Genomic DNA, 26,380 nt, shown 5'->3' on the forward strand with positions numbered 1-26,380 from the left:
GTGACCGCGCCGCCGCGGACCGCGGTTCCCCGCCCCGGCGGGGGTCATGCCCCCGCCGGGCGGGCGCTCACATCATGTCCTCGATGTCCGCCGCGATCGGATCCGCGTCCGTGCCGATGACCACCTGGATCGCGTTCCCCATCTTGACCACGCCGTGCGCGCCGGCGGCCTTGAGCGCGACCTCGTCGACCAGGCCGGGGTCCCTGACCTCGGTGCGGAGCCGGGTGACGCAGCCCTCGACCTCTTCGATGTTGTCGAGTCCGCCGAGACCGGCGACGATCTTCTCAGCCTTGGTGGCCATCTGTGTCTCCTGGTGTCCCTGACCCTCCCGTGGGTCCGTTCTGTCACGGTAACCCACGGTTGGCGTGACTTCACAGGCCGTCGGGGGGGCCGGGGCGCGCACGTCAGGGGCGGCTCACAGCTCGTAGGTCGAGCCCGCCTTCGCCAGTTCGACCGGTCCGGAGAAGGCGGCCTGCGCGTCCCGGAGGTTGACCGCCGGGTTGGTCCACGGGGGGATGTGGGTGAGCACCAGACGGGCGGCGCCCGCGCGGGTCGCGGCCTGGCCGGCCTGGCGGCCGTTGAGGTGCAGCTCGGGGATGTCCTCCTTGCCGTGCGTGAAGGACGCCTCGCACAGGAAGAGGTCGGCGTCCGCGGCGAGCCCGAGCAGGGCGTCGCACGGGCCGGTGTCGCCGGAGTAGGCGAGCGTGCGGCCTCCGTACTCGACCCGGAATCCGTACGCCTCGACCGGGTGGCTGACCAGGTCGGTGGTGATGGCGAACGGGCCGAGCCGGAACGACCCCGGCTGCAGGGTGCGGAAGTCGAACACCTCGCTCATGCACTTCTCGTCCGGGACGTCCCCGTAGGCGATGTTCAGCCGGCGCTCGGTGCCGGCCGGGCCGTAGACCGGGATGGCGGCGGCGGGGCCGCCGTCGTGGCGGTAGTAACGGGCCACGAAGTAGCCGCACATGTCGATGCAGTGGTCGGCGTGCAGGTGGCTCAGGAGTACGGCGTCCAGGTCGTACAGTCCGCAGTGGCGCTGCAGCTCGCCGAGGGCACCGTTGCCCATGTCGATCAGCAGCCGGAAGCCGTCGGCCTCTACGAGGTAGCTTGAGCAAGCCGAGTCCGCGGACGGGAACGAGCCCGAGCAGCCGACGACGGTGAGCAACATTTCGGGAAACACCTCCGTGGGCGCGCCGCGACACCCCATGCGTGACGGGGTGGGGGGTGGCGGGACCGCCCGCCTGTCCTGGAAGCGTAAGCGCGCGGACGGGCCGAAGCTCCTCTGCAGCGCTCCGTTGTGGGCGGAATCACCAGTCCGGGGGTGGTCGCTCACCCAGGGTGCGGTCAGGCCCAGAGCTGACCGTGCAGGTCGGCCACCGCGGCCTCGGTGGACTCGGCGGTGTAGATCCCGGTGGACAGGTACTTCCAGCCGCCGTCGGCGACGACGAAGACGATGTCGGCGCTCTCGCCCGCGCGGACGGCCCTGCGGGCCACGCCGAGCGCGGCGTGCAGCGCGGCGCCGGTGGAGACGCCGGCGAAGATGCCCTCCTCGGTGAGGAGTTGGCGGGTGCGGCGGACCGCGTCCTCGGACCCGACGGAGAAGCGGGTGGTGAGCACGGAGGAGTCGTACAGCTCGGGGACGAAGCCCTCGTCGAGGTTGCGCAGGCCGTAGACGACGTCGTCGTAGCGGGGCTCGGCGGCGACGATGGAGACGCCGGGGACCTTCTCGCGCAGGTAGCGGCCGACGCCCATGAGGGTGCCGGTGGTGCCCAGTCCGGCCACGAAATGGGTGATGGTGGGGAGGTCGGCGAGGATCTCGGGGCCGGTGGTGGCGTAGTGGGCGCCGGGGTTGGCGGGGTTGCCGTACTGGTAGAGCATGACCCAGTCGGGGTGCTCGGCGGCGAGTTCCTTGGCGACCCGGACGGCGGTGTTGGAGCCGCCTGCCGCGGGCGAGGAGATGATCTCCGCACCCCACATGGCGAGCAGTTCGCGGCGCTCGGACGAGGTGTTCTCGGGCATCACGCAGACGATGCGGTAGCCCTTGAGCCGGGCGGCCATCGCCAGGGAGATGCCGGTGTTGCCGGAGGTGGGCTCCAGGATGGTGCAGCCGGGGGTGAGCACACCGTCCGCCTCGGCCCGCTCGATCATGTGCAGGGCCGGGCGGTCCTTGACCGAGCCGGTGGGGTTGCGGTCCTCCAGCTTGGCCCAGACGCTCACCTCGTCCGACGGCGACAGGCGCGGCAGGCGTACCAGCGGGGTGTTGCCGACCGCCGCCAGCGGGCTGTCGTAGCGCATCAGCGACCGCCGCCGGCCTGGCGCATGAGGTGCACGACCGCGGTCAGCCCGGAGCCGCCGGCGACCGCGGGCAGGATGGTCACGCTGTCGCCGTCGGCGACCTCGGTGGAGATGCCGGCGAGGAAGCGGACGTCCTCGTCGTTGAGGTAGACGTTGACGAAGCGGCGCAGTTCACCGGCGTCCACGACGCGGTCGCGGAGACCCGCGTGCCGGGAGTCGAGGTCCGTGAGCAGCTCGTCGAGCGTGGTACCCGAGCCCACCACGGCCTTCTGGCCGTCGGTGTAGGTGCGGAGGATGGTCGGGATGCGGACCTCGATGGCCATGGCTGCACTCCTGTGAGTGGATACGAAGGCGGGGGCGGGGGTGCGGGCAGTGCCTGTACGCGCGCGTACGTGCGCGGCGTGCGCTCGGTGGCGCGGTGGGCGGTCAGACGCCCGGACAGGCCGCGCTGGTACGGCGGCACAGGTCGACGTGCAGCCGCGCCACGAGCAGCGTGCCCGGCGTCTTGTCACTCACGTCGAGGAGAACCATGGGTGCATCGTATCGATTCCCCTCCCCGCTCCGAGACGGTGATCCCACGATCCGGGACGTCAGGCGTAGGAGGCGACCACTTTCACCTCTTCTTCGGTGACCTGGCCGTCCACGATGCGGAACGAGCGGAACTGGAACTCCTCCGCGGTGGAGACCAGCACGTAGTGGGCGCCGGGCTCGTTGGCGTAGCCGATGTCCGTCCGGGAGGGATACGCCTCGGTCGCGGTGTGCGAGTGGTAGACGATCACCGGCTCCTCGTCGCGGTCGTCCAGGTCGCGGTAGAGCGCCAGCAGGTCGGTGGAGTCGAACTCGTAGAAGGTGGGCGAGCGGGCCGCGTTCAGCATCGGCACGAACCGCTCGGGGCGGTCGCTGCCTTCCGGGCCCGCCACGATCCCGCACGCCTCGTCGGGGTGGTCGGCGCGGGCGTGGGCGACGATCGCGTCGTACAGGTCCTGGGTGATGATGAGCATGCGGGAAAAGTAACAGGGGCCCGGCGCTCAGGGTGCGGCGGATTCGGGCAGGGTCCCGGGCGCGGTGGCGACGCCGGCCCCGGGCCCGGTGTCCGGCGGCAGGTGGGGGCGCCGGACGAAGGCCGCCGGGTCGCGCCGCTTGAGGGCGCGGTAGCCCGCGGCGAGGGCCGCGCACCACACGGGGGCGCCGTACAGCGAGACGCGGGTGTCCGGGTCGGCGCCGATCAGGGCGACGACCAGGCCCAGGAAGGCCAGCGCGCCCCAACTGGCCGCCGCACCGCCGGGCGCGGTGAACCAGGCGGTCGCGGCCCGCCCGGCGCGTACGGCGGCCCGGTAGCGGATGTGGCAGGCGAGGATCACGCCCCAGGTCCACACGCCCGCGACGGTGGCGAAGGCGGTGATGTAGGTGAACGCGCCGTCCGGGTCCACGTAGTTGAGCCACACCCCGACGCACATGACGGCGGCCGAGGCGAGCGTGCCGACCGCCGGGGTGCGACGCCCGGTGAGGCGGGTGAAGACCCGCGGGCCCTGCCCGTTGGCGGCCAGGTCGCGCAGCATGCGGCCGGTGGAGTACATGCCGGAGTTGCAGGAGGACAGGGCGGCCGACAGCACCACGAAGTTGACGATGCCCGCACCGAACGGGATGCCGATCCGGGCGAAGGCGGCCACGAACGGGCTGACGCCGGGCCGGAATTCGGTCCACGGGACGACGCACAGGATGACCGCGAGGGCGCCCACGTAGAACAGGACGATCCGCCAGGGCAGGGTGTTGATGGCCTTGGGCAGGGTCTCCCGGGGGTTCTCGGCCTCGCCCGCGGTGACGCCGACGAGTTCCACGGCGACGTAGGCGAACATCACGATCTGCAGGGTCAGCAGCGAGCGGCCGACGCCGTTCGGGAAGACGCCGCCGTCGCGCCACAGGTGGGTGACGGAGGCGGTGTCGCCCGCCGCGGACAGGCCCAGGGTGAGCACGCCGAGGCCGATCAGGATCATGCCGAGGATGGCGGTGACCTTGATCATCGACAGCCAGAACTCGACCTCGCCGAAGAGCCGCACCGAGATCAGGTTGGCGGCGAAGAGCACGACCAGGAAGCCGAGCGCCGCGCTCCAGCGCGGGACGGACGGCCACCAGTAGGCGACATACGCGGCGGCCGCGGTGACCTCCGCCATGCCGGTGACGACCCACATCAGCCAGTACGTCCAGCCGGTGGCGAAGCCCGCGAAGGGGCCGAGGAACTCGCGGGCGTAGTCGGCGAAGGAGCCGGACACCGGGCGGTAGGTGAGCAGTTCGCCGAGCGCCCGCATGATGGCGAAGACGACGGCGCCGGCCAGCGCGTACATCAGGATCAGGCTGGGGCCCGCCTGGTGGATCGCGCGGCCCGCGCCGAGGAAGAGCCCGGTGCCGATGGCGCCGCCGATGGCGATCATCTGGATCTGCCGGCTGCCGAGGCCGCGGGCGTAGCCCTCGTCGGTGCCGCCGCCAGGGGCGCCGCCCGCCCCGCCGGTGGTGTCAGCCCCGTACGACTCATCCGTCACGTCCGCCATGACCGGATTCGTACCACGGGCACGGGGGCGGCCCGCCGCACGTTCACCCGGGCGGACGAACGGGCCGGCGAAGGAGCGCGGCAGCGCGACCTCGGCCCGCCCGTGCGCGGCCTCAGCCCGTCAACGCCTCGACCAGCGACTCCTGGAGCCCGCCGAGCCACAGGTACGCCATCACCAGCGGCTTGCGCGGGTCGCTGTCATCCAGGTGGTACAGCTCGTCGTTCTCGTCCTCGGTGACCTCAAGGCGGGTGCCGATGGTCAGCCGGAGGTCGTTGAGGCCGCCGAGCCACTGCCGGGCCTCACCGGGGGCCAGCTTGAGCACGGGGCCGCCGGAGTCCAGCACCCGGACCATGGCCAGGGCGTCCTCGCGCTTGCGGGCCCGCAGGTCGTTCTCGGTGAAGCGGCGGAACTCGGCGGCCTCCTCGGACTCCTCGTAGGCGTCGGGGAAGAGCCGGGCCAGCGCGGGGTCGTCGGGCGGCTTGCTGGGGCCTTCCGTGAAGAGCCCGGCCAGCGGGTCGTCGTCGGCGCCGGCGGGCTGCTCGCCGGGGCCGACGAGTTCCAGGAGCTGCACGGCGAGGCTGCGCAGGATGGAGATCTCGACCGTGTCCAGCGCGATGGCGGCGCCACCGCCGGGGACCGGCTCGAAGTAGCCGGCGCGGGCGCGGCGGCCCATCAGCGGTCCTGCGAGAGGGTCGCCCACAGGCCGTATCCGTGCATGGCCTGCACGTCGCGCTCCATCTCCTCGCGGCTGCCGCTGGAGACCACGGCACGTCCCTTGTAATGGACGTCCTTCATCAGTTTGGTGGCCTTGCTCTTGGAGTAGCCGAAGTAGGTCTGGAACACGTACGTCACATAGCTCATGAGGTTGACCGGGTCGTTGTGCACGAGCGTCACCCACGGAACGTCCGGTTCGGGGACCGCAAAAGGCGCTTCGCTCGACTCGGTGCGTTCGATCTCGACGGGGGCGACACTCACAGGTCCCATGCTGCCGCTGTTGTGGTGCCTCGCACAAATGGGCGTGTGGCACGCGGGGCGGCGCGCGCTAGGTCGTATGATCACACCGCGAAATCGTCAAACTGACGAGATTGGGGGTAGCATAATCGCCATGAACACAGCAGACCTGGGACTGCCGGTGGACGTGCCGTCCACCGCCCTGTTCACCGACCGGTACGAGCTGACCATGCTCCAGGCGGCGTTGCGCAGCGGCGCCGCCCACCGCCGCTCGGTCTTCGAGACGTTCACCCGCCGGCTCCCCGAGGGCCGCCGCTACGGGGTGGTGGGCGGCACCGGGCGGGTGCTGGACGCGGTGGAGAACTTCCGCTTCGACCCGCCGGTGCTGGACTTCCTGGAGCGCGAGGGCGTGGTGGACGGTCCCACCCTGGAGTGGCTGGCCGGCTACCGCTTCACCGGCGACGTCTGGGGCTACCCGGAGGGCGAGGTGTACTTCCCCGGCTCGCCGATCCTGCGGGTCGAGGGCACCTTCGCGGAGGCCGTGCTGCTGGAGACGGTGGTGCTGTCCATCCTCAACCACGACTCGGCGATCGCCGCCGCGGCCTCCCGGATGGCGGTCGCGGCGGGCGGCCGGCCGCTGATGGAGATGGGCGCCCGCCGCACCCACGAACTGGCCGCGGTCGCCGCGGCCCGCGCCGCGTACATCTGCGGCTTCAGCGCCTCGTCCAACCTGGCCGCCGGCTTCCGCTACGGCCTGCCCACCATCGGCACCAGCGCACACGCCTTCACCCTGCTGCACGACACCGAGCGGGACGCCTTCACCGCCCAGGTGCACTCGCTCGGCCGCGGCACCACGCTGCTGGTGGACACCTACGATCTCGCCACCGCGGTCCGCACCGCCGTGGAGGTGGCCGGGCCGGAACTGGGCGCGGTCCGCATCGACTCCGGCGATCTGCTGCTGCTCGCGCACCGGGTGCGGCAGCAGTTGGACGACCTCGGCGCGAAGAACACCAGGATCGTGATCACCTCGGACCTGGACGAGTACGCCATCGCGTCGATGGCCGCCGCCCCGGTCGACGCCTACGGGGTGGGCACCTCGCTGGTCACCGGCAGCGGTCACCCCACCTGCTCGATGGTCTACAAACTGGTCGCCCGGGCCGGGTCGGACGCGGCCGACGCGCCGCTGACGCCGGTGGCGAAGAAGTCGCTGGGCGGCAAGACGAGCGTCGGCGGGCGCAAGTGGGCGGCGCGGCGGCTGGACCGGAACGGGGTCGCCGAGGCGGAGGTGATCGGCAGCGGGCCGATCCCGCCGGAACTGGCCGGCCGGCAGTTGCTGGTGCCGTTGGTGCGCGGTGGCGAGACCATCGGGAGGGAGCCACTGGACGCGGCCCGGGCCCGGCACGTCAAGGCCCGCGCCGAGCTGCCGCTGTCCGCGACCCAGTTGTCCCGCGGCGAACCCGTCATCCCCACGGAGATGCTGTGACCGGCCTCTTGCGCGGCCCCTTCGGGGGCGTCGCGCCCACAGCCCACCCTCGGTACCCACTCTCCCGAAAGGCATTCTCATGCACCGCGCACTGATCGTCGTCGACGTGCAGAACGACTTCTGCGAGGGCGGCAGCCTCCCGGTGTCCGGCGGGGCCGACGTGGCCGCCGCGATCACCGATCTGATCGGCCAGGCCGCCGGGTCGGGCGCGTACCGGCACGTGGTGGCCACCCGCGACCACCACATAGACCCCGGCACGCACTTCTCGCCGGACCCGGACTACGCCGCCTCCTGGCCCGTGCACTGCGTGGCTGGCACCGAGGGCGGCGGCTTCCATCCGAACTTCGCGCCCGCGGTCGCCTCCGGAGCGGTGGAGGCGGTCTTCAGCAAGGGGGCGTACGCCGCCGCGTACAGCGGTTTCGAGGGCGCCGACGAGAACGGCGTCGGCCTCGCCCAGTGGCTGCGGGACCGCCGGGTCGGCGAGGTGGACGTGGTGGGCATCGCCACCGACCACTGCGTACGCGCCACGGCGCTGGACGCGGCCCGCGAGGGCTTCACCACCCGGGTGCTGCTCGACCTGACCGCGGGGGTGGCGCCGGACTCGACCGAGCGGGCGCTGGCGGAGCTGCGGGAGGGGGGCGTGGAGCTGGCCGGGAAGCCGGTGGTCAGGGCCTGACACCGGGCCGGCCCGGGGCTCCGGCCCTCTCGCCCCGTCGGCGGACGGACCGGTCGATCTCAGCGGATGAACCGGTTGAGCGCCGAGATCGGGTGCCAGGGGTCGGAGCCGCGGGCGTGATAGTCCCGCCAGATCAGACCGTCCGGGTGGTGCAGCACCGCGGTGATCTCGTCCGGGGTGGGCGGCTCGGCGTTGCCGCTGAGCCGCACGCCGCGGAAGCCCAGGTTGCTCAGCCGGGTCAGGGCACGCTGCCGGGTCAGGGCGTGTACGACCACCCGTACGGTCCGCCCGGGGCCGGCCGGATGCGGCAGGGCGAGCGCGACGACGACCGTACCGCTCGGTAGCTTGGTGAATCCGCCGACCGCCATGGTCACATCTTCAGCCGTTCGGCCGCCGCCCACCAGAGGGCGACGGCCGAACGTCGCGTCGACGCAGGTCACCCGGATCTTCCCGGGCTCGCCGCGGTCACTTCACCGAGGGCCCGACCTGCACGGTCATCGTGCTTCCGTCCCGAGCCTCGCTGATGATGCTGATCTTCGTGTTGGTGTCCGGCACCCGCACGCCGCCGGTCGGGTTGGTGTCGTACCAGTACACGCCGTCGTGGTCGTCGAAGATCGACCGGCCGCCCGCGGCCGGGATCTTGGTGGTGGCCCCGCCGGAGTGCAGCTTGAACCCGTCGGTGCCGTACCGGCTGAACGGCGAGTCGTACGCCTGGATCCGGTTGCGCATGATCCGGCCGTCCGACCACTTCAGCGGCTTGGCGTGCGAGTCCACCGGGAGGATCTGGCCCTCGCCGGGGTGGACGCCCACGTTGTTGTCGGGCTGCGAGGTGTCCCACAGCCAGATCAGCAGGCCGTTCTGGTACGGGAAGTGCTCGACCCAGTCCGGCTTGGCGGGGCCGAAGCCGAAGTTGTACGGGCCGGTCTTCAGCGTGGTGTCGTACGACACGTACTGCCGGTTCTCGGCGATGTAGAACTGCGGGTACTCGTTGGTGAACGACGCCCCGATCCGCGAGAAGCCCTTCGCCGTCCAGCCGTTGTCGTCGGCCTCGGCGCCGTCGGCCAGCACGGTCGCGCCGTCGGCGGTGACGGTGATCGCGTCGGCCGCGAAGCCCTGCTGCGCCACGCCGCCGTCGGTCAGGTAGCGGAAGCGGAGCTGGATCTGCCGGCCCGCGTAGGCGTCCAGCGGGAAGGCCAGGTCCTGGTAGCCGCCGGAGGTACCGTCCAGCGCGGGGGTGTCACCGCCGTCGCGCGGGATGGACGCGCCGTTCGCGGTGCCGTCCAGCGCGGTCCAGTTGGCGCCGCCGTCGGTGGAGACCTCGGTGTAGAGGTAGTCGTAGCCCTCCTCGATGTCCCACCAGCCCTTGAGGCTCAGGGCGGCCGAGGTGGCGCCGGTGAGGTCGACGGAACGGGTCAGCGTGTTGGCGAGGTTGTCGCCCATGCCGCTCCACCACTGCCTGGCGCCCTCGGCGGGCGTGGTGATGGTGGTGGTGACCGCCTTGTCCGGGAGCTGGACGACCAGCGCCTGCTTGTTCGCGGTGTTGTACTCGGCGACGCCCAGCGTGGTGGTGGACCGGGTCGCGGCCTTGGCGGTGGCGTAGTCGAGCCAGCCCAGCTGGAGCTTGTCCCAGGCGTTCATGTCGCCGGGCAGGTCGCCGATGGCGTCCTGGCCGCGGCCGAGCCAGGAACCGGACGACATCAGCGACCAGAAGCCCACGCTGGACTCGCCGGTGTAGGTGGTGTCGTACTCGTCGGGCAGGCCCAGGTCGTGGCCGTACTCGTGGGCGAAGACGCCCAGGCCGCCGTTCTCCGGCTGGAGGGTGTAGTCGCCGATCCAGAGGCCGGTGTCGCCGATCTGCGTGCCGCCGGCCCTGTTGTCGGCCGGGCCGGTCCTGCCGACGTTGTTGCCGTACGCGTACCAGCGGTGCGCCCACAGCGCGTCGGTGCCCTGCGCGCCGCCGCCCGCGGACTCGTCCTCACCGGCGTGCACGATCTGGAAGTGGTCGATGTACCCGTCGGGCTCGTTGAAGTCGCCGTCGCCGTCGAAGTCGTAGCGGTCCCACTGGTCGTACGCGGCCAGGTCCGCCTTGATCTGCTCGCCGGTGCGGCCCTGCGCCTTCTGGTCGGCGACGTAGGCGGTGGTGGCGTCGCGGATCAGGTCCCAGACGCTGGCGCAGGTGCTGGCGCCGCAGTAGTTGCCGCCGTAACGGGCCTCGTTGTAGGGGACCTTGACCCAGGCGGAGACCTCGCCGTCCACCGAGTACCGGCCCGAGGACTGCTTCTCGTAGTACTTGGCCAGCGATTCGTTCCCGGCCTCGTGCGAGAAGTACAGGTCCTGGAAGTGCGCCTGGTTGTAGTCGGCCTGCCAGGCGGTGCTGTTGTCCACCGTGCGGTCCGGGGCGGCGATGGTGTTGTGCGCCGGGCCGGGCTGACCGCCGAACTTCACGACCGGCGGCTTCGGGCCGCCGGGGCCGTCCGGGTCGTACATGGTGGTGGAGTCCACGGTGTCGCCGAACTCGGCGAGGATGGTGAAGATCTTGTCGGTCTTCTCCCGGCCGAGCTCCACGTACTTGCTCTGCTCGCCCTTGCCGGAGCCGAGTTGGACCACCTTGGACGCGCCGCGCCGCTGGAGGGTGGCCTCGCCCGAGACGACCTGCTGGATGGCGGCCGAGCGCTCGGCCGCCTGCTGCTCGCTGAATGGGCCCGGCAGGTTGTGCGCCTGACGTGCCGCCGGATCGTGGGCCGTCACTGCGCCGTCCGCGGGCGGCGCCACCGCGTGAGCCCCCGTGGCGATGACCGCGGGCGCGCCCAGCACGGCTATCGCGAGGGCCACGGTGGCGGGGCGGATCGTCATCCGCTGTCTTTTCACGTTCTTTGACCTCCCGTTGGGAAAGGCCATTGCATCGGAGCGGCGCCTGAAAAAACAGACCTTGACTTGGGCATGGCACACCATTAGGTTGTGCCGTTTTCCGGCACCCGGGCTCCGCTCAGCGGACGGAGCAGGTGCCGACGGACCGGCAGGGCGGCCTCCGATCCGCTTCCGGCCGCTTCCTGAGACGGCGTCGAGAAGTCGGTCACCCGTGCGACCCCCGTGCGCCCCCCGCGTGCACCTCACCGTGGGTAAGGCGGTGCTTACCGGGAACCGGGCACGGGCATGCCGAACCGTAGAGTCGCCCGTCACCACTTGAGCCATCCGCCGGTGTACCCCCGCACCGACGTACCCGAGGACGGATCCTCCATGCCACGTCCTACGCTCACGCCGATCGCCTGCGGTTCCGCGACTGTCGTGCTGTCCACCCTCGCGATGCTGCTGCTGTCCGGTGCCCGTTCCGGCGCGGGAGTCGTCGTGATCGCGGCCACCGGGCTCGTCCTGGGTCTGCTCGTCGCGGTCGCCGTCCCGCTCCGCGGCCGGCGGTCGGCCGCCGCACCGACCGCCGCGGGCGTGCCCTCGCCGGTGCCCGCGTCCGTCCCGGCGCCGCGCTCCCGGGAGAGCGAGCACTCGCTGCGGAGCTGAGACCGGTGCCCGGTCTCCGAACGGGTGTCAGACGGCGGCCACGACCACGGTCCTGGCCGCCTTGTCGTGCAGGCACTGCCGGTAGGGCTTGTCCCACAGGCACCACGCCGAGTTGAGCAGCCAGAACAGCGGGCCGATCAGGATCGCGGTCAGCAGGCCGGGCAGCACGTAGACCGCGGCGCGCCCCCAGCCCGCCCTGCCGGGCACCGCGCCGTCCGCCAGCCGCGCCGCGCGTATCCGCAGCGCCGTCTTGCCCAGCGTCTGGCCGCGGGCGGCCGTCATCCCGCCCTCGTAGGCGAAGTACAGAAGGAACGTCAGTATGCCGACGAGCACCTGTTTGCCGTACGGCGTGTCGCGCGGGTGGTCCATGTCGCCGCCGAGGACGAGGAAGCTCATCACGACGTCGAGGACGAGCAGGATCACCGTGTCGAGCACCCGGGCCAGGAAGCGCTGGCCGAAGGTGGCGAGGGGTGCCATGCCGGACTGCTGCTCAACGGTCATGGCTGTTGAGTAAATCAGCCATTCGAGGGTTGGTACAGCGCGGAGTACAGGGCGGCCGCGGGGCTTTGACGGGGTGGAACCACCCGGCACGGACGCCGGCGCGGATGGTCGGGGGCCCGCCGACGCGCTCGGCCGGACGGTCCGGGCGCCACCGCGCTCGGCCCGGGCGGTCAGTCGGCCCGGACCACGACCGTCTTGGCGGCCTTGTCGTGCAGGCCCTGCTTGTACGGCTTGTCGAACAGCACGGTGAGACCGATGATCACGAACCAGAAGCAGCTGCAGCAGAAGGCGGGCAGCCACAGCACGAGGGCGCGCACCGCGGCGTCCGACGAGGTGGGCACACTGCCGTCGGCGAGCATCGCGGCCCGCAGCTTCATCACACGCTTGCCGACGGTCTGCCCGGCGGACTTGCTCAGGGACCACTCGTAGACGAAGCCCAGGACCGCGGTGAAGGCGCCGCCGGCCGCCGACCGGCCGCTGCCCCAGTTGTCGCTGTCGAGGCCGACCACCGCCCAGTCCAGCAGCGCGGCCGGGATCAGCACGATGACGATGTCGATGACCCGGGCGAGGACACGCTTGCCACCCTCCGCGAGCGGCGGCATGCCGGCCAGCGGCGAGGGACCGCCGGCGTACGGTTCGCCGGGGCCGGGCGGACCGCCGGCCCCGGGTGGCGGGGCGCCGTACGGGCCACCGCCGTACGGGCTTCCCGGCGGCGGCTGGCCCGGGGGCTGGTCGGACGGCGGCCGGTCATAGGGAGAGCCGCCGGACGCACCGGAGCCGCCGCCGTTCTCGGGGCGCTTGGCGAACGGATCGTCGGGCGATCCGTGGTTCGGCTGATCGGTACTCATGCACCCGAGTCAACCCCGCCCGCCGCACGGCCGCCCGCCGCGAGACCCATTCGGGCTACGCCCGCCCGCCGCGTGAAGGACTGCCCGGGGCCCGTTCCACCGGGGCCCGCCGCGCTCGGAATACCTGGGCCTGGTCCGCCATGCCCGCAGCACCGGGCCCACGGCACAAAGCCCAGCACACCGTGACCCGAACAACCCACCCACGACACAAAACCCCGCACCACAAAACCCAGAACACCGGGCCCACGACACAAAACCCAGGAGACCGTACCCACGCCGCCGGCCTCGCGGCACAAAGCCCGCAGCGCCGGGCTCGCAGCGCCGACCGGCGCCCGCTCGCGCCACCGGGCCGGAGGGCGGCGACGCCGTCCCCCGGCTGCCCGCGCACGCCCCGGCCGCCGACGCCGCCTGGGACGCCGCGCTCAGACCCCCGCGACGAAGGTGCGGGCCGCCTTGTCGTGCCAGCACTGGCGCCACGGCCGGTCGAACAGGCACCAGGCCACCCCGACGACACCCACGACCAGGACGGCCGGCACCGTCTGGGTGAGCCAGCGCCGCAGGCTCGCGCCGAAGCGGGGAGGCACCTGCCCCTCGATGTCCAGCACTCGCAGCCCGACGAGCTTCTTGCCCGCCGTGCGCCCCCATGTGGCGGTCGGCAGCACTTCGAGCAGCAGCCCGGCGACGACCAGCACGGCGAGCACCACGCCGAGCTGTACGCCGGTCGTGCCGTCGATCAGCCACACCGTGACCGTCCGTCCGGTCTGCCGTGCCGCGTCCACCTTGTCCTTGGCATGGTGGTACGCGGCCGTGCCCAGCGGTACGGCCGCGACGCCGGTCACCGCGGCCAGCAGCACCGTGTCGATCACCCGCGCCGCGAACCGCCGCACCAGCCCGCCGGGCCGGTCGTGCCCCCGCGCGCCGGCGAGCGGGTCACTGACCGGCGGGCGCCACTGCACCACCGGCTCCGCCGCCTCCGCGCTCCCCTGCCGCGCGAGGTCGCGCACCTGCGCGGCCCAGGGCGCGGGCCGCGGCTGGGGTCCGGGCTGGAACTGGGGTCCGGGCTGCGGCTGCGGTCCAGGCTGGGGCTGCGGTCGGGGCGGTACGGGCTGCGCCTGCGGCTGCGGCTGCGGCGGTACGGGCTGCGCCTGCCCGAAGTGCTGATGTGGCGGCACCGCGCCCCAGGAGATCCGCGGCGGCTCGGAGGCGGCGGACCCCGCGGGGGGCCACGAGGGCGCGGGGGCCGGAGCCGGGGCGGAGGCGGGCCGCTCGGCCAGCGGGGCTCCCGGGTCCTCGTCCAGGAACATCGGCCCCGACTCGTCCACCGCCGGGACGTGCCGGCGTGAACCTTCGGCCGGCACTCCCGCAGGCGCCTCCGCAGGCCCTCCCGTCGGCTCCCCGTCCGCGGGCGCCGGCCGGCTCGTACCCGGAACCCACGCCGAACCGTTCCAGTACCGGATGTAGTTCGGAATCGACGGGTCCGGGTAGTAGCCCGGGACCGGCGACGCGGAGGGCGAACCGGAGGAGCCAGAAGTGGGAGCGCTCATGGTTCGGGGGGTTCCGTATCTGCTCGGTCCGCGGGGTGTGCGACGTCCACATGTACCAGACGGGCGGACCCCGCGTGCCCGCCGCGGCGTACACCACCCGGACGGCGCGTCTTTACCCCTGTGCGCCACCGTGCGCTCCGGCTTCCGCGAATGTGAAACGAATCGGGGGAAGACGCGTAATGGTTGGGGAGGCACGCGCTCTCTCCAGGTGCAGGCCCCGATCGCGCATCCAGCCCAGGGGCCGCCGCGCCAAGGAAGGACGTCGACTCATGCAGACCGTGGTGGAACGCGAACTCGAAATGCAGCTCGTACTGTCTCCGGAACGCAGTGTTCCGGTACCGGCCAGGCTGGCCTACCGCACGGACGACCCGTATGCCGTGCACGTCACCTTTCATCTGGGCTCCGACGCGCCGGTGAACTGGACGTTCGCCCGCGAGCTGATCGTGGAGGGCGTGTTCCGGCCGTGCGGTCACGGCGACGTGCGGATCTGGCCGACCAAGGTCAACGGCCGCAGTGTGATCTGCATGGCGCTCAGCTCCCCGGACGGCGACGCGCTGCTGGAGGCGCCGTCGTCACCGGTGGCCGCCTGGCTGGAACGTACGCTGCGGGCGGTCGCGCCCGGCACCGAGCACGAGCGACTCGGCCTGGACGACGGGCTCAACCGGCTGCTCGCCCCCACCACCGGGGAGGAGCTGTGGCTGCACGACCCGCGGCGGATGTGGCGGCCCGGGGAGATGCCCCGCAAGGACGAGCAGCCGGACGCGGGGGCGTGACCGCCCCCGCGGACGTGCCCCCGTACCGCCCCGGGGTCAGAACAGCTTGCCCGGGTTGAGCAGCCCCAGCGGGTCGAAGACCGCCTTCACCCCGCGTTGCAGCTCGATGCCGGTCGGACCCAGTTCGCGGGCCAGCCACTCCTTCTTCAGCACTCCCACGCCGTGCTCGCCGGTGATGGTGCCGCCGAGGGCAAGGCCGAGGGCCATGATCTCGTCGAAGGAGTCGCGGGCCCTCCGCGTCAGGTCCGGGTCGTCCGCGTCGAAGCAGACGACGGGATGCGTGTTGCCGTCGCCCGCGTGCGCGCACACGCCGATCGTCAGCTCGTACTTCCGGGCGATCTCCGCCACCCCGTCGATCATGTCGCCGAGCCGGCCGCGCGGTACGCACACGTCGTCGATCATCGTGGCGGTGGAGACCTTCTCCAGCGCGGTGAGCGACAACCGCCGGGCCTGGAGCAGCAGTTCGGACTCGGCCTGGTCCTGCGCCGGTACCACCTCGGTGGCCCCGGCCGCCTCGCACAGCGCGCCCAGCGCGGCCAGGTCGGCGGCGGGGTCGGCGCTGTCGAAACCGGCCAGCAGCAGTGCCTCGGTGCTCTCCGGCAGCCCCATCCGGGCCATCGCGTTGACCGCGCGCACCGTCGTACCGTCCATCAGTTCCAGCAGTGACGGCACATGCCCGCTCTCCATGATCGAGCAGACCGCGGCGCAGGCCGCCGCGGCCGACCCGAACTCCGCGGCCAGCACGAGCTGCCGCGGGGGCGCGGGTCTGAGCGCGAGCACGGCCTTCACCACGATGCCCAGAGTGCCCTCGGAGCCGACGAACAGCCGGGTCAGGTCGTACCCCGCGACGCCCTTGGCGGTACGGCGCCCGGTGCTCAGCAGCCGCCCGTCAGCCAGCACCACGTCGAGGCCGAGCACGTACTCGGCCGTGACCCCGTACTTCACACAGCACAGGCCGCCCGCGCCGGTCCCGATGTTCCCGCCGATCGTGCACTGCTCCCAGCTCGACGGATCGGGCGGGTAGTAGAGGCCCCGCTCGGCCACCGCCCGGGAGAGCACCGCGTTGACCACGCCGGGTTCCACCACGGCGATACGGTCCACCGGGTCGATCTCCAGGATGCGGTCCATCCCGGCCAGCGAGATCACGATCGCCCCGTCCACCGCGTTGGCCCCGCCGGACAGTCCCGTACGGGCCCCCTGCGGCACCACCGGCACGCGGTGGGCGGTGGCCGTCCGCATCACGTGCTGGACCTCTTCCACCGTGCGCGGCACCACGACGACCGCCGCCTCGCCCGCCTCGGAGAAGCTCGCCATGTCCCGGGCATACGAGGCGATGACCTCGGGGTCGGCCACCAGGGACCCGCTGCCGAGGCCGGCGGCCAGGTCCCGCATCACGTCGTCGTGCATGTCTTCACCCTGACACCCGGGAGCGGGCGGCACTAGTGCCGCGTCGGTCGGGGTGTGCCCGGGGCGACCCCGGCCGACGGGGCGCTAGAGGTTTCCGCGCCGCTCCTGTTCGCGCTCGATCGCCTCGAAGAGGGCCTTGAAGTTGCCCTTGCCGAAGCCCATCGACCCGTGCCGCTCGATCATCTCGAAGAAGACGGTCGGCCGGTCCTCGACCGGCTTGGTGAAGACCTGGAGCAGGTAGCCGTCTTCGTCGCGGTCGGCGAGGATCTTCAGTTCGCGCAGGGTCTCCAGCAAGACGCGGGTGGTGCCGACCCACTCGCCGAGGGTGTCGTAGTAGGAGTCGGGGGTGTCGAGGAACTCGACGCCGGCCGCGCGCATCGCCCGTACCGAGGCGACGATGTCGTTCGTGGCGAGGGCGACGTGCTGGACACCGGGCCCGCCGTAGAACTCCAGGTACTCGTCGATCTGGGACTTCTTCCGGCCGGCCGCGGGCTCGTTGAGCGGGAACTTCACCTTGCGGGAGCCGTCGGCGACGACCTTGGACATCAGGGCGGAGTACTCGGTGGCGATGTCGTCGCCGACGAACTCCTTCATGTTGGTGAAGCCCATGACGCGCTGGTAGAAGCCCACCCACTCGTTCATGCGGCCGAGTTCGACGTTGCCGACACAGTGGTCGACGGCCTGGAAGACGCGGCGCGCCGGCGGCTCGACGACCGGGGCGACGGCGTCGTAGCCGGGCAGGTAGGGGCCGCCGTAGCCGGAGCGGTCGACCAGGGTGTGCCGGGTCTGGCCGTAGGCGGCGATGGCCGCGAGCACCACCGTGCCGTCGGCGTCCTTCAGTTCGTACGGCTCCGCGAGGCCGGTGGCGCCGTGCGCGACGGCGTGGGCGTAGGCGGCGCAAGCGTCCGGGACCTCGATGGCGAGGTCGACGACGCCGTCGCCGTGGGCGGCCACGTGGTCGGCGAGGAAGCGGCCGTGGTCGGTGGCCGGCTTGATGACGGAGGTGAGGACGAAACGGGCGGCGCCGGACTCCAGGACGTAGGAGGCGGTCTCGCGGCTGCCGTTCTCCGGCCCGCGGTACGCGACGCGGCGCATCCCGAACGCGGTCGAGTAGTAGTGCGCCGCCTGCTTGGCGTTGCCCACCGCGAAGACGACGGCGTCCATTCCCTTCACCGGGAAGGCATCCTTGGTCTCGGTCATGGCAAAAGCGTCTCTCTGTCGTCCACAGTGCGCAACAGTTGCTGGTTCCGCTGGACAGTCTGGTCAGCTGGAGCCAGGATCGGTGAGTCAATGTGTGCAGGATGACCATGGGAGGCGGGTGGGCATGGGGATCGACGCGCTGGACGGCCGGCTGATCACACTCCTGGACCAGGAACCGCGGATCGGGGTGCTGGAGGCGTCCCGCCGGCTCGGGGTGGCCCGCGGCACCGTGCAGGCCCGGCTCGACCGGCTGCGCGCGGGCGGCGTGATCCGCGGCTTCGGCCCCCAGGTGGACCCGGCGGCCCTCGGGTACCCGGTGACCGCCTTCGCGACGCTGGAGATCAAGCAGGGCCAGGGCGCGGACGTACGGGCCCACCTGGCGGGTGTGCCCGAGGTGCTGGAGCTGCACACCACGACCGGCCACGGCGACATGCTGTGCCGCCTGGTGGCCCGGTCCAACGCCGATCTCCAGCGGGTGATCGACCGCGTGGTCGCCTTCGGCGGCATCGTCCGGGCGTCCACCGCGATCGTGATGGAGAACCCGGTCCCGCTGCGGATCATCCCGCTGGTGGCCCAGGCGGCGCGGGACGCGTAACGGGCCACGCGGCGGGCCGGCCCGTCAGCAGGAGGGGGTCTTCCGCCCCGCGTTCAGGGCGGCGAGGGCCGCCAGGGTGTCGTCCAGCGTGCGGACCGGGATCAGCTTCAGGCCCGCCGGGAGTTCGGCGGTGGCCGCGGCGCACTCGTCGCGCGGGACGAGGAAGACGGTGGCGCCGTCGCGCCGCGCGGCCTGCTCCTTCAGCGGCACACCGCCGACCACGCCGACCTTGCCCGAGGCGTCGATCGTGCCGGTGCCCGCGATGGTACGGCCGCCGGTGAGATCCCCGCCGCGGCCGTCGCCGTCCACCTTGTCGATGATGCCGAGGGTGAACAGCAGGCCGGCGCTCGGGCCGCCCACGTCGGCGAGCTGGAGCCGCACCTTCACCCGCGACGGGGAGAGGCCCAGATGCCGGAGGGCCGCCGCGGTGGCGGCCTGCTGCGACTCGGTCATCTCCCGCTGGTTGACCTTCTCGATCTCCTGCACCGAATCGCCGCTGGGGTAGACCGCGTCGCGCGGCATCGCGGCCTGGTTCTTCCGGAACCAGGCGCGCCACACGTCGACGAAGTGCACCGAGGCGTTCGGCGCGGTCGCCGAGATGGTGACCATCCGCAGCTCCCCGCTGGTCCTGCGGACCGGGGTGCCGGTGACGGTGATGATCTGGGTGCCCTTGTTCGCGCCGAGGACGTTCGCGGTCGGCCCCGGCAGGACGATCGACACCGGCAGCGGTGCGAAGGCGGCCACGGCCAGCAGGGCGGCCACGACCGCCGCGCAGACGGCGAGGACCGTGGAACGGCGGGAGAGCGTAGGCATGCGCCCGACCCTATTTCACCGCGGAGCCCGTCCCCACCCGGTGTCCGTCAGGTCCGGCTCGCCCGCCACGGCGCACCCGAGCCGACCGCGCGCCCGCCGTCGTCGACCCGCACCCGAGCCGCACACCGCTCACCCGCACCCGGTCGGCGTGCCCGCTCACCGCAGCGCGTCCGCGACCTCCGTGGCCGCCTCCACCACCCGCAACCCGACCCGCTCAGGGACCGAATCGGAGAGCATGACCACGCCGACGCTGCCCTCGACGCCCGGTACGCCCAGCAGCGGGGCCGCGGCGCCGCTCGCGCCGCCCTCCAGCTCGCCGTGGGTGAGGACGTACCTGGCCCGGTCGGTGGCGCCGCCCGCGCCCATCGTGCGATGCGTGGCGTCGGCCGTACCGGCGGCACCCGTGGGGTCGGTGAGCCCGGTCGGATCGGTGGGACCGGCCCCGCCGCCCGTGCGGTCGGCGGCGCTCTCCGCGTACTCGTCGTCCGTGGTGCGCCCCCAGCCCCCGGCGGTTCCGTCGGGGGTGGGCTGCATCGCCCGGCCGGCCAGGATCGCCCGGCCGGCCGCGCCGCGGTCCAGCGGGTGGCGAAAGCCGGTGCGGTAGGCGACGTGGTAGTCGGTCCAGGTCGGCTCGACCACCGCGACGGCCAGCGCCTCGCTGCCGTCCACCAGGGTCAGATGGGCGGTGGCCCCGATGTCCTCGGCGAGCGAGCGCAGCGCGGGCAGCGCCGCCTCACGCAGCAGCGGATGGACCTGATGGGCCAGGCCCAGCACGCCGAGACCCACCCTGGCCCGGCCGCCCAGGTCCCGGCGGACCAGCGAATGCTGTTCCAAGGTGGCCAGCAGGCGGTACACCACCGTGCGGTTCACCCCGAGTTTGGCGGCCAGCTCGGTCACGGTCAGCCCGTGATCGGTGTCGGCGAGCAGCTTCAGGACCCGCAGGCCCCGGTCGAGCGTTTGAGACGTCTCCGCGGTCACGACGCCCCTTCCTCGTCAAATCGGCGGCGCATCTCGTGTCGGATCGCCCTGCCGGTCCCGCGGCAGCGCGCGGATGGGCCACCGGTAGTCGGCATACCGGCCGCGCTCCGCGGCTGCACTGCCACGGCGCGTGCGTGACCGGCACGGTAGCGAGCCAGTACCGCTCAGCGGAAGGGGTCGTCCACAATCCGGGCATCGGATTGACCCCTCCTCGGAGTGCGAACCTGTGCGATCCGGCGCAGATCACCGCATTCTCGTGGCCCATTCCTGGACCTTCTTGATGCGCTCGGTGAGCTGTCCGGCGGTCGCCTCGGCGCTCGCCGGACCGCCGCAGAGCCGGCGCAGTTCGTTGTGGATCACTCCGTGCGGCTTACCGCTCTGGTGATGGTAGGCAGCCACCAGCGTGTTCAACTGCTTGCGCAGTTCCAGCAGTTGACGGTGGGTCACGACGGGCCGCCGGTCGGCGGGCAGCTCCAGCAGGTCGGCTTCCTCGTCCGGTTTCTTCCGGCTGTGGGCGATCTGCCGGGCCTGCCGCCGCTGGAGCAGCATCTGCACCTGGTCCGGCTCCAGCAGTCCGGGGATGCCGAGGTAGTCCTGCTCCTCCTCGCTGCCCGGGTGCGCCTGCATCCCGAATTCGGCGCCGTCGTAGAGCACCCGGTCGAAGACCGCGTCGGACTCCAGAGCCTCGAACGGCAGCAGGTCGTCCTCGGTGGCCTCGTCGTCCGCCTTCTCCGCCGCGGCGAGGAGCTTGTCCTCCTCGGCGAACGGGTCCTCCTCACCCTGCTTCCTCGGCCGGTCGAGTACGTGGTCGCGCTCGAGTTCCAGCGCGTTCGCGAACTCCAGCAGGCTGGGGATGGTCGGCACGAAGACCGAGGCGGTCTCGCCGCGCCGCCGGGACCGTACGAAGCGGCCCACGGCCTGGGCGAAGAACAGCGGCGTGGAGATGGTCGTCGCGTACACCCCGACGGCCAGCCGGGGTACGTCCACGCCCTCGGAGACCATCCGGACCGCGACCATCCAGCGGTCGTCGGACGTGCTGAACTCCTCGATGCGCTTGGAGGCCCCGGTGTCGTCGGACAGCACGAGGGTCGGCTTGCGGCCGGTCAGTTCCCTGAGCAGCTTGGCGTAGGCGCGGGCCGAGTCCTGGTCGGTGGCGATCACCAGGCCGCCGGCGTCCGGGATGCCCTTGCGGACCTCGGTGAGCCGCTGGTCCGCGCTGCGCAGCACGTTCGGGATCCACTCACCGGTCGGCGCGAGCGCGGTCCGCCACGCCTGACCGACGGCGTCCTTGGTCATCGGCTCGCCGAGGCGGGCGGAGAGCTCGTCGCCGGCCCGGGTGCGCCAGCGCATGGTGCCGCTGTAGCTGAGGAAGATCACCGGGCGGACGACGCCGTCGGCCAGTGCGTTGCCGTATCCGTACGTGTAGTCGGCGGCGGACCGGCGGATGCCGTCCTGGCCCTCCTCGTACGCCACGAACGGGATCGGGTTGGTGTCCGACCGGAACGGCGTCCCGGTCAGCGCGAGCCGGCGGGTCGCCGGGTCGAACGCCTCCAGGCACGCCTCGCCCCACGACTTGCTGTCGCCCGCGTGGTGGATCTCGTCCAGGATCACCAGCGTCTTGCGCTGTTCGCACCGGTTGCGGTGCAGCATCGGCCGTACGCCGACGCCCGCGTACGTCACCGCGACACCGTGGTACTCCCGGCCCACCGGGCCCGCGCTGTACTCCGGGTCGAGCTTGATCCCTATCCGCGCGGCGGCGTCCGCCCACTGGGTCTTCAGGTGCTCGGTCGGGGCGACCACGGTGATCTGCTGGACGATGTGGTTGTGCAGCAGGTACGACGCGAGCGTCAACGCGAAGGTCGTCTTCCCGGCCCCGGGTGTGGCCACCGCGAGGAAGTCCCGTGGCTGCGCGGCCACATAGGCGTCGATGGCCCCCTGCTGCCAGGCGCGCAGCTTGTTCGCCGTCCCCCAGGGAGCCCTTCCGGGGAACGCGGGTGACAGGTGGTGATGCGATGCGGTAGTCACGGTCTCCGGTACGGGGTCGGCGGCGTTCGGTCAGCGAACCGCCTCAGCGTACCGGCCGTCTGTTACGACCTCCCGCACCCACGTCCCCGCAGCCCGGGGATGCGACCCGCATCACAACGAGCTTGGCGCGTCGCGCTCACGTCCCGAACCGGGGCAGCGTCTCGGCGATCTTCGGTACGTCCAGGTGCCCCTGGCAGACGGCAAGGACAAAGCTCTCGGCTTCGTCGACATCGAACCCGGCGCGCAGAGGGTGCCCGTTCACCTGCAGGAAGACCCATGTGGCGTACCATGCAAGCCGTTTGTTTCCGTCCACGAGCGCGTGGTTGCGGGCCAGCGACTCCATGAGGGCCGCCGCCTTCTGCCAGACGTCGGGGTAGGCGTCCTGCCCGAACACGCTCGCTTTGGGGCGGGCGAGCGCCGACTCCAGCAGGCCGTAGTCCCGTACCTCGTCGGCGCCGAGGCGCATGGCAAGGTTCAACAACTCGGGCAGTACCAGGTAGTACGCCCCCTGGCTCACGCGAGCCTCCGGTTCAGTTCGCCGCTCACCTCGAGTACGTGCGCCGCGGCGTCCTCGAACAACCGCGACCGCTCACTGATCGCCCGCACAACAGCCTCGTGCGCGATCGCCTGCATACTCGTGCCCTCGGCTTCGGCGCGCGCTCGCAGCGCTTCCAGCTCTTCCTCGGTGAACCGCACATTCAATCCAGGCATGGGCACATGGTACCGCCCGGTACCACGCGGTGTGACCCGGGTGCAGCGGGCGGGGCACGCTGCGGCTCAGGAGGTCGCGGGCCGCAGGCGGGTGGAGAGCGCGGCACCGGCGAGGGCGATGAGCGCGGCGGGGAGGAAGACGGCGGCGAACGCGGCGGGGTGACCCGTCGTCGTGGCGGAGGAAGCGGAAGGCGCGGCGACGGACCCGCCGCCGAGGGCGGTGAAGGCGGTGCCGGCGGCGGCGACCAGGACGACGTTGGAGAGGGCGTCGCAGACCTGGAGGGCCGCGGAGTTCGCGCCCGCGTCCTCGGGCGCGGAGAGCCCCAGCAGAAGCACGCCGAGCGTGGAGATCACCAGCCCCATGCCGAACCCGCCCACGCACCAGGCGAGGGCCACGGTCCACGTGGGCACCGCGTGGTCCAGCGCCAGCGGCACCGCGGCGATCGCGGCGGCGGACAGCAGCAGGCCGAGCTGGACGAGGCGTTCGCGGACGGGTTCCAGGCGCGGGCGGGCCTGGACGTAGGAGCCCAGCGCCCAGGTGAGGCCGCCGCCCGCGAGGGAGAGCCCGGCCAGGGTGGCCGACAGGCCCCGCTGGGTGACCAGCATCAACGGGATGAAGCTCTCCGCGGCGATGAACGTCCCCGCGGCGATTCCCCGCATCAGCACGACCGTGGGCAGCCCCCGGCCCGCCCGGAAGGTCCCCCGCGGCAGCAGCCGCAGCGCCGACGGCACGAGCAGGGCCGCGCCGAGAACCGCGGGCACCCCGGACAGCGGACGCAGGTCCTGCCCGGCGTACTGCAGCAGTACGGCCCCGGCCGCGACGGCCACGGCGAGCCAGATCCTGGACCCGTCCATGGCGGGCGCCCCGGCGGCGGAAACCCCTGCCCCGCCCTTCCGTGACCGCGCCCCGCGCCCGCCCGGCCCGGCCACCCCGCCCGTACGCCAAGGCGCCGCACCGGCCCCCGGGCCGGAGGCCGTACGCACACCTGCGCCGCCCTTCCGTGACCGCGCCGAACCGGCGGGAGCCGCGGGAGCCGCGTCTTCCTCTCCCGCGCCCCGCATGCGGCGCAGCGGCGGCAGCATCACCGCGAGGGGCAGGGCGACGAGGACGGGGATCGCCAGGAAGACCCAGCGCCAGCCGAGTTGTTCGGTGACCGTGCCCGCGACGAGGGGGCCGAGGAGGGACGGGAGCACCCAGGACGCGGCGAAGGCGGCCATGACGGCGGGGCGGAGGCGTTCGGGGTAGGCGCGGCCGACGACCACGTAGAGGGCGACGATCACCAGGCCGCCGCCGAAGCCCTGGATCGCGCGGCCGAGGACGAACGGCCCCATCGACTGGGCGGTGCCACTGGCCAGCAGGCCCGCGGCGAAGACACCGATGCCGACGGCGAGCGGCGCGAGGGGGCCGCCGCGGTCGCACCACTGGCCGCTGACCACCATCGCCAGCAGCGACGTCGTGAAGTACCCGGAGAACGCGAAGGCGTAGAGCCCGAGCCCGTCCAACTCCCGCGCGGCGATCGGCATCGCCGTACCGACCGCGGTCGCCTCGAAGGCGATCATCAGCACGACGGACACGATGCCGAGGGTGAGCGCGCGGTACGTCCGCCCCAGCACGCCCTCCGGCGGCTCGTCCCCGGCACCGGATATCCGCTGGTCGTCGCGAGCCCTCGGCACAGTCACCCGCCCAGAGTAAGAGGCGAACCGTCCCCGAGCCCCTGCCCTGCGACCGGTTCCGGCTCCGCCGCGGGTGCTACGACCGCCGGTTCATGAACGCCGTATGGCAGTCCCGTTGCACGGCGCCCCGTCCCATTGACCCCCGCCCCGCGCACCGTCATGGTCGAAGCACGCAGTACGACACGGCCGTGTGCCCGAGTGGTTGAGGGACTCGCCTGCAAAGCGAGTTACGCCGGTTCGATTCCGGTCACGGCCTCCACATATGACGCGCCTCCAGGCAGGACGCGCCCCATTGGCCACACCTGATCAAAGAAATTCTGGAATGCTCTCATTCCGATCGGGACCGTTCACCGCGGAGCCGGAAGAGATCCGGCGAGCCGGGAGAAGGCCGGGAAGGGGGCACCCGATGGGTGAGACGTCGCTGGAGCGTGCCGTCGTGGTGATCACCGGGGTGATGGCCTCGGGGAAGTCGACGGTCGCGCAGTTGCTCGCGGAACGACTGCCGCGCGCGGTGCACGTACGCGGGGACGTGTTCCGGCGGATGGTGGTGTCCGGGCGCCGGGACCTGGTGCCCGGCGGCGACGAGGAGGCCGTCGAGCAGCTGCGGCTGCGCTACCGGGTGTCGGCGGCGACGGCGGACCTGTACGCGGGCGCCGGCTGGACCGCGGTGGTGCAGGACGTGGTGCTCGGCGAACACCTGGAACCGTATCTCGGCGCGATCCGGACCCGCCCGCTCTACCTGGTCGTCCTCGCCCCTTCCCCGGAGGCCGTCGCCCGCCGCGAGGCGGCCCGCGCGAAGAGCGGTTACGGCTCCTGGACGGTGGGCGGCCTCGATCACGTCCTCAGGGACGAGACGCCGCGTCTGGGACTGTGGCTGGACACGACGTTCCAGTCCCCCGAGGAAACGGTCGAGGCGATCCTGGCGGGGCTCGGCGCGGCCAGGGTGCCCGGCGGCCCGGACGACGCCGACGCAGCGCCGCCGCGCTGACCGCACTTCCTGCGGGCCGCGGCCGAGGGGGCGCCCCGTACGCTCCCCCGCAACGGGTCCGCACACGGCGGCGCGCCGGGACCCGCCGAGCCGGATTCCGCTCGTTCCCGGGCAGCGGCCCGGTGGGGGCCGGTCGCGGTTCCCCGCGTCCCTGCGGGGCGCCCCGTGCGCGGCTGCCCCGGGCCGCCCGGAGGGTCAGGGCGCGGGTTTGACCACGGCCGCCTGGGGGCGGATGGGCAAGCGGCTGACCGGGCGGCCGGTCGCCGCGCGGACGGCCGCGGCGACCGCCGCGGGGGCGGTCACGACAGGCACCGCACTGACCGCCTTCGCGCCGAAGGGGGCGACCACGTCGCGCTCCTCGACGAGCCGGACGATCCGGATGTCGGGCGCGTCCAGGGCCGTGGGAAGGGGATAGCCCGTGAGGCTGGGGTGTTTGACGACCCCGCGCGGCGCGCGCAGGTCCTCCATGAGGGCCATGCCGACGCCCTGGGTGACACCGGCCTCGATACGGGCGGCGAGCTGGCGGGGGTTGAGCACGTGGCCGACGTCCTGGGCGACGGCCATCTCCACCACCCGCACCGCGCCGATCTCGATGTCCACGTCCACCACCGCCCGGATCGCGCAGAAGGCGAGGCCGACGAAGGCGTCGCCCTGACCGGTGTCGTCCAGACGGTCGGTGGGGTGCGGGCGGCACTGCGCGGTGGCCCACAGCTCCTTGCCGTCCAGCGTCTCGGCGACGGTGGTGGACAGGACCCCGTCGTACGAGGTGATCTTGCCGTCGGCGATGGTGAGCAGTTCCACGGACATGCCGAACTTCGCGGCCAGCGGCTGGAGGAGCTGCGTGCGTACCATCTTCGCG

The 26,380-nt window shown here is 72.5% G+C and carries 29 protein-coding genes and 1 tRNA gene; 7 read left to right on the forward strand and 23 right to left on the reverse strand.

Features of this window, described 5'->3' with window-relative positions:
- Nucleotides 1–67 precede the first annotated feature (67 nt).
- The 9 genes from VIW71_RS00260 to clpS all read right to left on the reverse strand — a co-directional run bounded on the left by VIW71_RS00260 (nucleotide 68) and on the right by clpS (nucleotide 5,825).
- On the reverse strand, nucleotides 68–301 hold the full coding sequence (locus VIW71_RS00260; protein WP_331619692.1) for a PTS glucose/sucrose transporter subunit IIB: 234 nt from the start codon (nucleotides 299–301) through the stop codon (nucleotides 68–70).
- Between the two features lie 114 nt (nucleotides 302–415).
- The gene (locus tag VIW71_RS00265) at nucleotides 416–1,168 is read right to left on the reverse strand and encodes an MBL fold metallo-hydrolase (protein WP_331619693.1); all 753 of its coding nucleotides are present in this window, start codon (nucleotides 1,166–1,168) and stop codon (nucleotides 416–418) included.
- Nucleotides 1,169–1,344: 176 nt separating this feature from the next.
- The gene (locus VIW71_RS00270) at nucleotides 1,345–2,295 is read right to left on the reverse strand and encodes a PLP-dependent cysteine synthase family protein (RefSeq protein ID WP_331619694.1); all 951 of its coding nucleotides are present in this window, start codon (nucleotides 2,293–2,295) and stop codon (nucleotides 1,345–1,347) included.
- A complete protein-coding gene (locus VIW71_RS00275) occupies nucleotides 2,295–2,618 on the reverse strand; it encodes a MoaD/ThiS family protein (RefSeq protein WP_331619695.1) in 324 nt (107 codons plus the stop codon). The genes VIW71_RS00270 and VIW71_RS00275 overlap by 1 nt, the downstream gene beginning before the upstream one ends.
- Before the next feature lie 103 nt (nucleotides 2,619–2,721).
- Complete coding sequence (locus tag VIW71_RS00280) at nucleotides 2,722–2,826, reverse strand: putative leader peptide (RefSeq protein WP_331619696.1); 105 nt, start codon at nucleotides 2,824–2,826, stop codon at nucleotides 2,722–2,724.
- A 59-nt stretch (nucleotides 2,827–2,885) separates the two neighbouring features.
- Nucleotides 2,886–3,296, reverse strand: coding sequence for a M67 family metallopeptidase (locus tag VIW71_RS00285; RefSeq protein WP_331619697.1), 411 nt, complete (start codon nucleotides 3,294–3,296; stop codon nucleotides 2,886–2,888).
- A 27-nt stretch (nucleotides 3,297–3,323) separates the two neighbouring features.
- Nucleotides 3,324–4,841 carry an amino acid permease gene (locus tag VIW71_RS00290; protein ID WP_331619698.1) on the reverse strand — a complete coding sequence of 506 codons (1,518 nt, stop codon included), beginning with the start codon at nucleotides 4,839–4,841 and terminating at the stop codon, nucleotides 3,324–3,326.
- Between the two features lie 112 nt (nucleotides 4,842–4,953).
- Nucleotides 4,954–5,514, reverse strand: coding sequence for a DUF2017 domain-containing protein (locus VIW71_RS00295; protein WP_331619725.1), 561 nt, complete (start codon nucleotides 5,512–5,514; stop codon nucleotides 4,954–4,956).
- Nucleotides 5,514–5,825 carry an ATP-dependent Clp protease adapter ClpS gene (gene clpS, locus VIW71_RS00300; protein WP_331619700.1) on the reverse strand — a complete coding sequence of 104 codons (312 nt, stop codon included), beginning with the start codon at nucleotides 5,823–5,825 and terminating at the stop codon, nucleotides 5,514–5,516. The genes VIW71_RS00295 and clpS overlap by 1 nt, the downstream gene beginning before the upstream one ends.
- A 121-nt stretch (nucleotides 5,826–5,946) precedes the next feature.
- Between clpS and VIW71_RS00305 the strand changes: the two genes are divergently transcribed.
- Together VIW71_RS00305 and VIW71_RS00310 are read left to right on the forward strand one after the other, a co-directional pair.
- Nucleotides 5,947–7,275 (forward strand): nicotinate phosphoribosyltransferase, encoded by a 1,329-nt coding sequence (locus VIW71_RS00305; RefSeq protein WP_331619701.1) that lies wholly within the window; start codon nucleotides 5,947–5,949, stop codon nucleotides 7,273–7,275.
- A 79-nt stretch (nucleotides 7,276–7,354) separates the two neighbouring features.
- A complete protein-coding gene (locus VIW71_RS00310) occupies nucleotides 7,355–7,951 on the forward strand; it encodes an isochorismatase family protein (RefSeq protein WP_331619703.1) in 597 nt (198 codons plus the stop codon).
- Between the two features lie 59 nt (nucleotides 7,952–8,010).
- Here VIW71_RS00310 and VIW71_RS00315 read toward each other — a convergent pair whose 3' ends face one another.
- Both VIW71_RS00315 and VIW71_RS00320 read right to left on the reverse strand, forming a co-directional pair.
- Nucleotides 8,011–8,319, reverse strand: a complete 309-nt coding sequence (locus VIW71_RS00315) for a hypothetical protein (protein ID WP_331619704.1) — start codon at nucleotides 8,317–8,319, stop codon at nucleotides 8,011–8,013.
- Nucleotides 8,320–8,416: 97 nt separating this feature from the next.
- Nucleotides 8,417–10,819: an immune inhibitor A domain-containing protein gene (locus tag VIW71_RS00320; protein ID WP_414720612.1), complete on the reverse strand. Its 2,403-nt coding sequence runs from the start codon at nucleotides 10,817–10,819 to the stop codon at nucleotides 8,417–8,419.
- Between the two features lie 369 nt (nucleotides 10,820–11,188).
- On the opposite strand from VIW71_RS00320, the gene VIW71_RS00325 reads away from it, so the two are divergent.
- Nucleotides 11,189–11,464: a hypothetical protein gene (locus tag VIW71_RS00325; RefSeq protein ID WP_331619707.1), complete on the forward strand. Its 276-nt coding sequence runs from the start codon at nucleotides 11,189–11,191 to the stop codon at nucleotides 11,462–11,464.
- Nucleotides 11,465–11,491: 27 nt separating this feature from the next.
- Here the strand turns inward: VIW71_RS00325 and VIW71_RS00330 are convergent, their stop codons facing one another.
- From VIW71_RS00330 to VIW71_RS00340, 3 genes are all read right to left on the reverse strand, one after another.
- The gene (locus tag VIW71_RS00330) at nucleotides 11,492–11,965 is read right to left on the reverse strand and encodes an RDD family protein (RefSeq protein ID WP_331619708.1); all 474 of its coding nucleotides are present in this window, start codon (nucleotides 11,963–11,965) and stop codon (nucleotides 11,492–11,494) included.
- Nucleotides 11,966–12,135: 170 nt separating this feature from the next.
- Nucleotides 12,136–12,813, reverse strand: a complete 678-nt coding sequence (locus tag VIW71_RS00335) for an RDD family protein (RefSeq protein WP_331619709.1) — start codon at nucleotides 12,811–12,813, stop codon at nucleotides 12,136–12,138.
- 422 nt (nucleotides 12,814–13,235) lie between these two features.
- Nucleotides 13,236–14,357: an RDD family protein gene (locus VIW71_RS00340; RefSeq protein ID WP_331619710.1), complete on the reverse strand. Its 1,122-nt coding sequence runs from the start codon at nucleotides 14,355–14,357 to the stop codon at nucleotides 13,236–13,238.
- Between the two features lie 269 nt (nucleotides 14,358–14,626).
- Between VIW71_RS00340 and VIW71_RS00345 the strand changes: the two genes are divergently transcribed.
- Nucleotides 14,627–15,130: an SsgA family sporulation/cell division regulator gene (locus VIW71_RS00345; protein WP_331619711.1), complete on the forward strand. Its 504-nt coding sequence runs from the start codon at nucleotides 14,627–14,629 to the stop codon at nucleotides 15,128–15,130.
- 36 nt (nucleotides 15,131–15,166) lie between these two features.
- Here VIW71_RS00345 and VIW71_RS00350 read toward each other — a convergent pair whose 3' ends face one another.
- Complete coding sequence (locus VIW71_RS00350) at nucleotides 15,167–16,537, reverse strand: FAD-binding oxidoreductase (protein WP_331619712.1); 1,371 nt, start codon at nucleotides 16,535–16,537, stop codon at nucleotides 15,167–15,169.
- Between the two features lie 84 nt (nucleotides 16,538–16,621).
- A complete protein-coding gene (hppD, locus tag VIW71_RS00355) occupies nucleotides 16,622–17,737 on the reverse strand; it encodes a 4-hydroxyphenylpyruvate dioxygenase (protein ID WP_331619713.1) in 1,116 nt (371 codons plus the stop codon).
- Nucleotides 17,738–17,861: 124 nt separating this feature from the next.
- Between hppD and VIW71_RS00360 the strand changes: the two genes are divergently transcribed.
- A complete protein-coding gene (locus tag VIW71_RS00360; protein ID WP_331619715.1) occupies nucleotides 17,862–18,332 on the forward strand; it encodes an Lrp/AsnC family transcriptional regulator in 471 nt (156 codons plus the stop codon).
- 24 nt (nucleotides 18,333–18,356) lie between these two features.
- Here the strand turns inward: VIW71_RS00360 and VIW71_RS00365 are convergent, their stop codons facing one another.
- From VIW71_RS00365 to VIW71_RS00390, 6 genes are all read right to left on the reverse strand, one after another.
- Nucleotides 18,357–19,145, reverse strand: a complete 789-nt coding sequence (locus tag VIW71_RS00365) for a S16 family serine protease (RefSeq protein ID WP_331619716.1) — start codon at nucleotides 19,143–19,145, stop codon at nucleotides 18,357–18,359.
- Nucleotides 19,146–19,301: 156 nt separating this feature from the next.
- A complete protein-coding gene (locus VIW71_RS00370; protein ID WP_331619717.1) occupies nucleotides 19,302–20,123 on the reverse strand; it encodes an IclR family transcriptional regulator in 822 nt (273 codons plus the stop codon).
- Nucleotides 20,124–20,366: 243 nt separating this feature from the next.
- On the reverse strand, nucleotides 20,367–22,148 hold the full coding sequence (locus tag VIW71_RS00375) for a DEAD/DEAH box helicase (RefSeq protein ID WP_331619718.1): 1,782 nt from the start codon (nucleotides 22,146–22,148) through the stop codon (nucleotides 20,367–20,369).
- Between the two features lie 136 nt (nucleotides 22,149–22,284).
- On the reverse strand, nucleotides 22,285–22,614 hold the full coding sequence (locus VIW71_RS00380) for a type II toxin-antitoxin system death-on-curing family toxin (protein WP_331619726.1): 330 nt from the start codon (nucleotides 22,612–22,614) through the stop codon (nucleotides 22,285–22,287).
- Between the two features lie 47 nt (nucleotides 22,615–22,661).
- Nucleotides 22,662–22,859, reverse strand: coding sequence for a hypothetical protein (locus VIW71_RS00385; protein ID WP_331619719.1), 198 nt, complete (start codon nucleotides 22,857–22,859; stop codon nucleotides 22,662–22,664).
- A 66-nt stretch (nucleotides 22,860–22,925) separates the two neighbouring features.
- Nucleotides 22,926–24,539 (reverse strand): MFS transporter, encoded by a 1,614-nt coding sequence (locus VIW71_RS00390; protein ID WP_414720613.1) that lies wholly within the window; start codon nucleotides 24,537–24,539, stop codon nucleotides 22,926–22,928.
- A 178-nt stretch (nucleotides 24,540–24,717) separates the two neighbouring features.
- Between VIW71_RS00390 and VIW71_RS00395 the strand changes: the two genes are divergently transcribed.
- Together VIW71_RS00395 and VIW71_RS00400 are read left to right on the forward strand one after the other, a co-directional pair.
- Nucleotides 24,718–24,792 (forward strand) — tRNA-Cys (locus tag VIW71_RS00395).
- 147 nt (nucleotides 24,793–24,939) lie between these two features.
- On the forward strand, nucleotides 24,940–25,521 hold the full coding sequence (locus VIW71_RS00400; protein WP_331619720.1) for an AAA family ATPase: 582 nt from the start codon (nucleotides 24,940–24,942) through the stop codon (nucleotides 25,519–25,521).
- A 195-nt stretch (nucleotides 25,522–25,716) separates the two neighbouring features.
- Here the strand turns inward: VIW71_RS00400 and VIW71_RS00405 are convergent.
- The coding region (locus VIW71_RS00405; RefSeq protein WP_331619721.1) for a molybdopterin cofactor-binding domain-containing protein at nucleotides 25,717–26,380 on the reverse strand (664 nt) is incomplete at its 5' end.

It is taken from the genome of Streptomyces sp., from assembly GCF_036524955.1.
GTDB lineage: Bacteria > Actinomycetota > Actinomycetes > Streptomycetales > Streptomycetaceae > Actinacidiphila.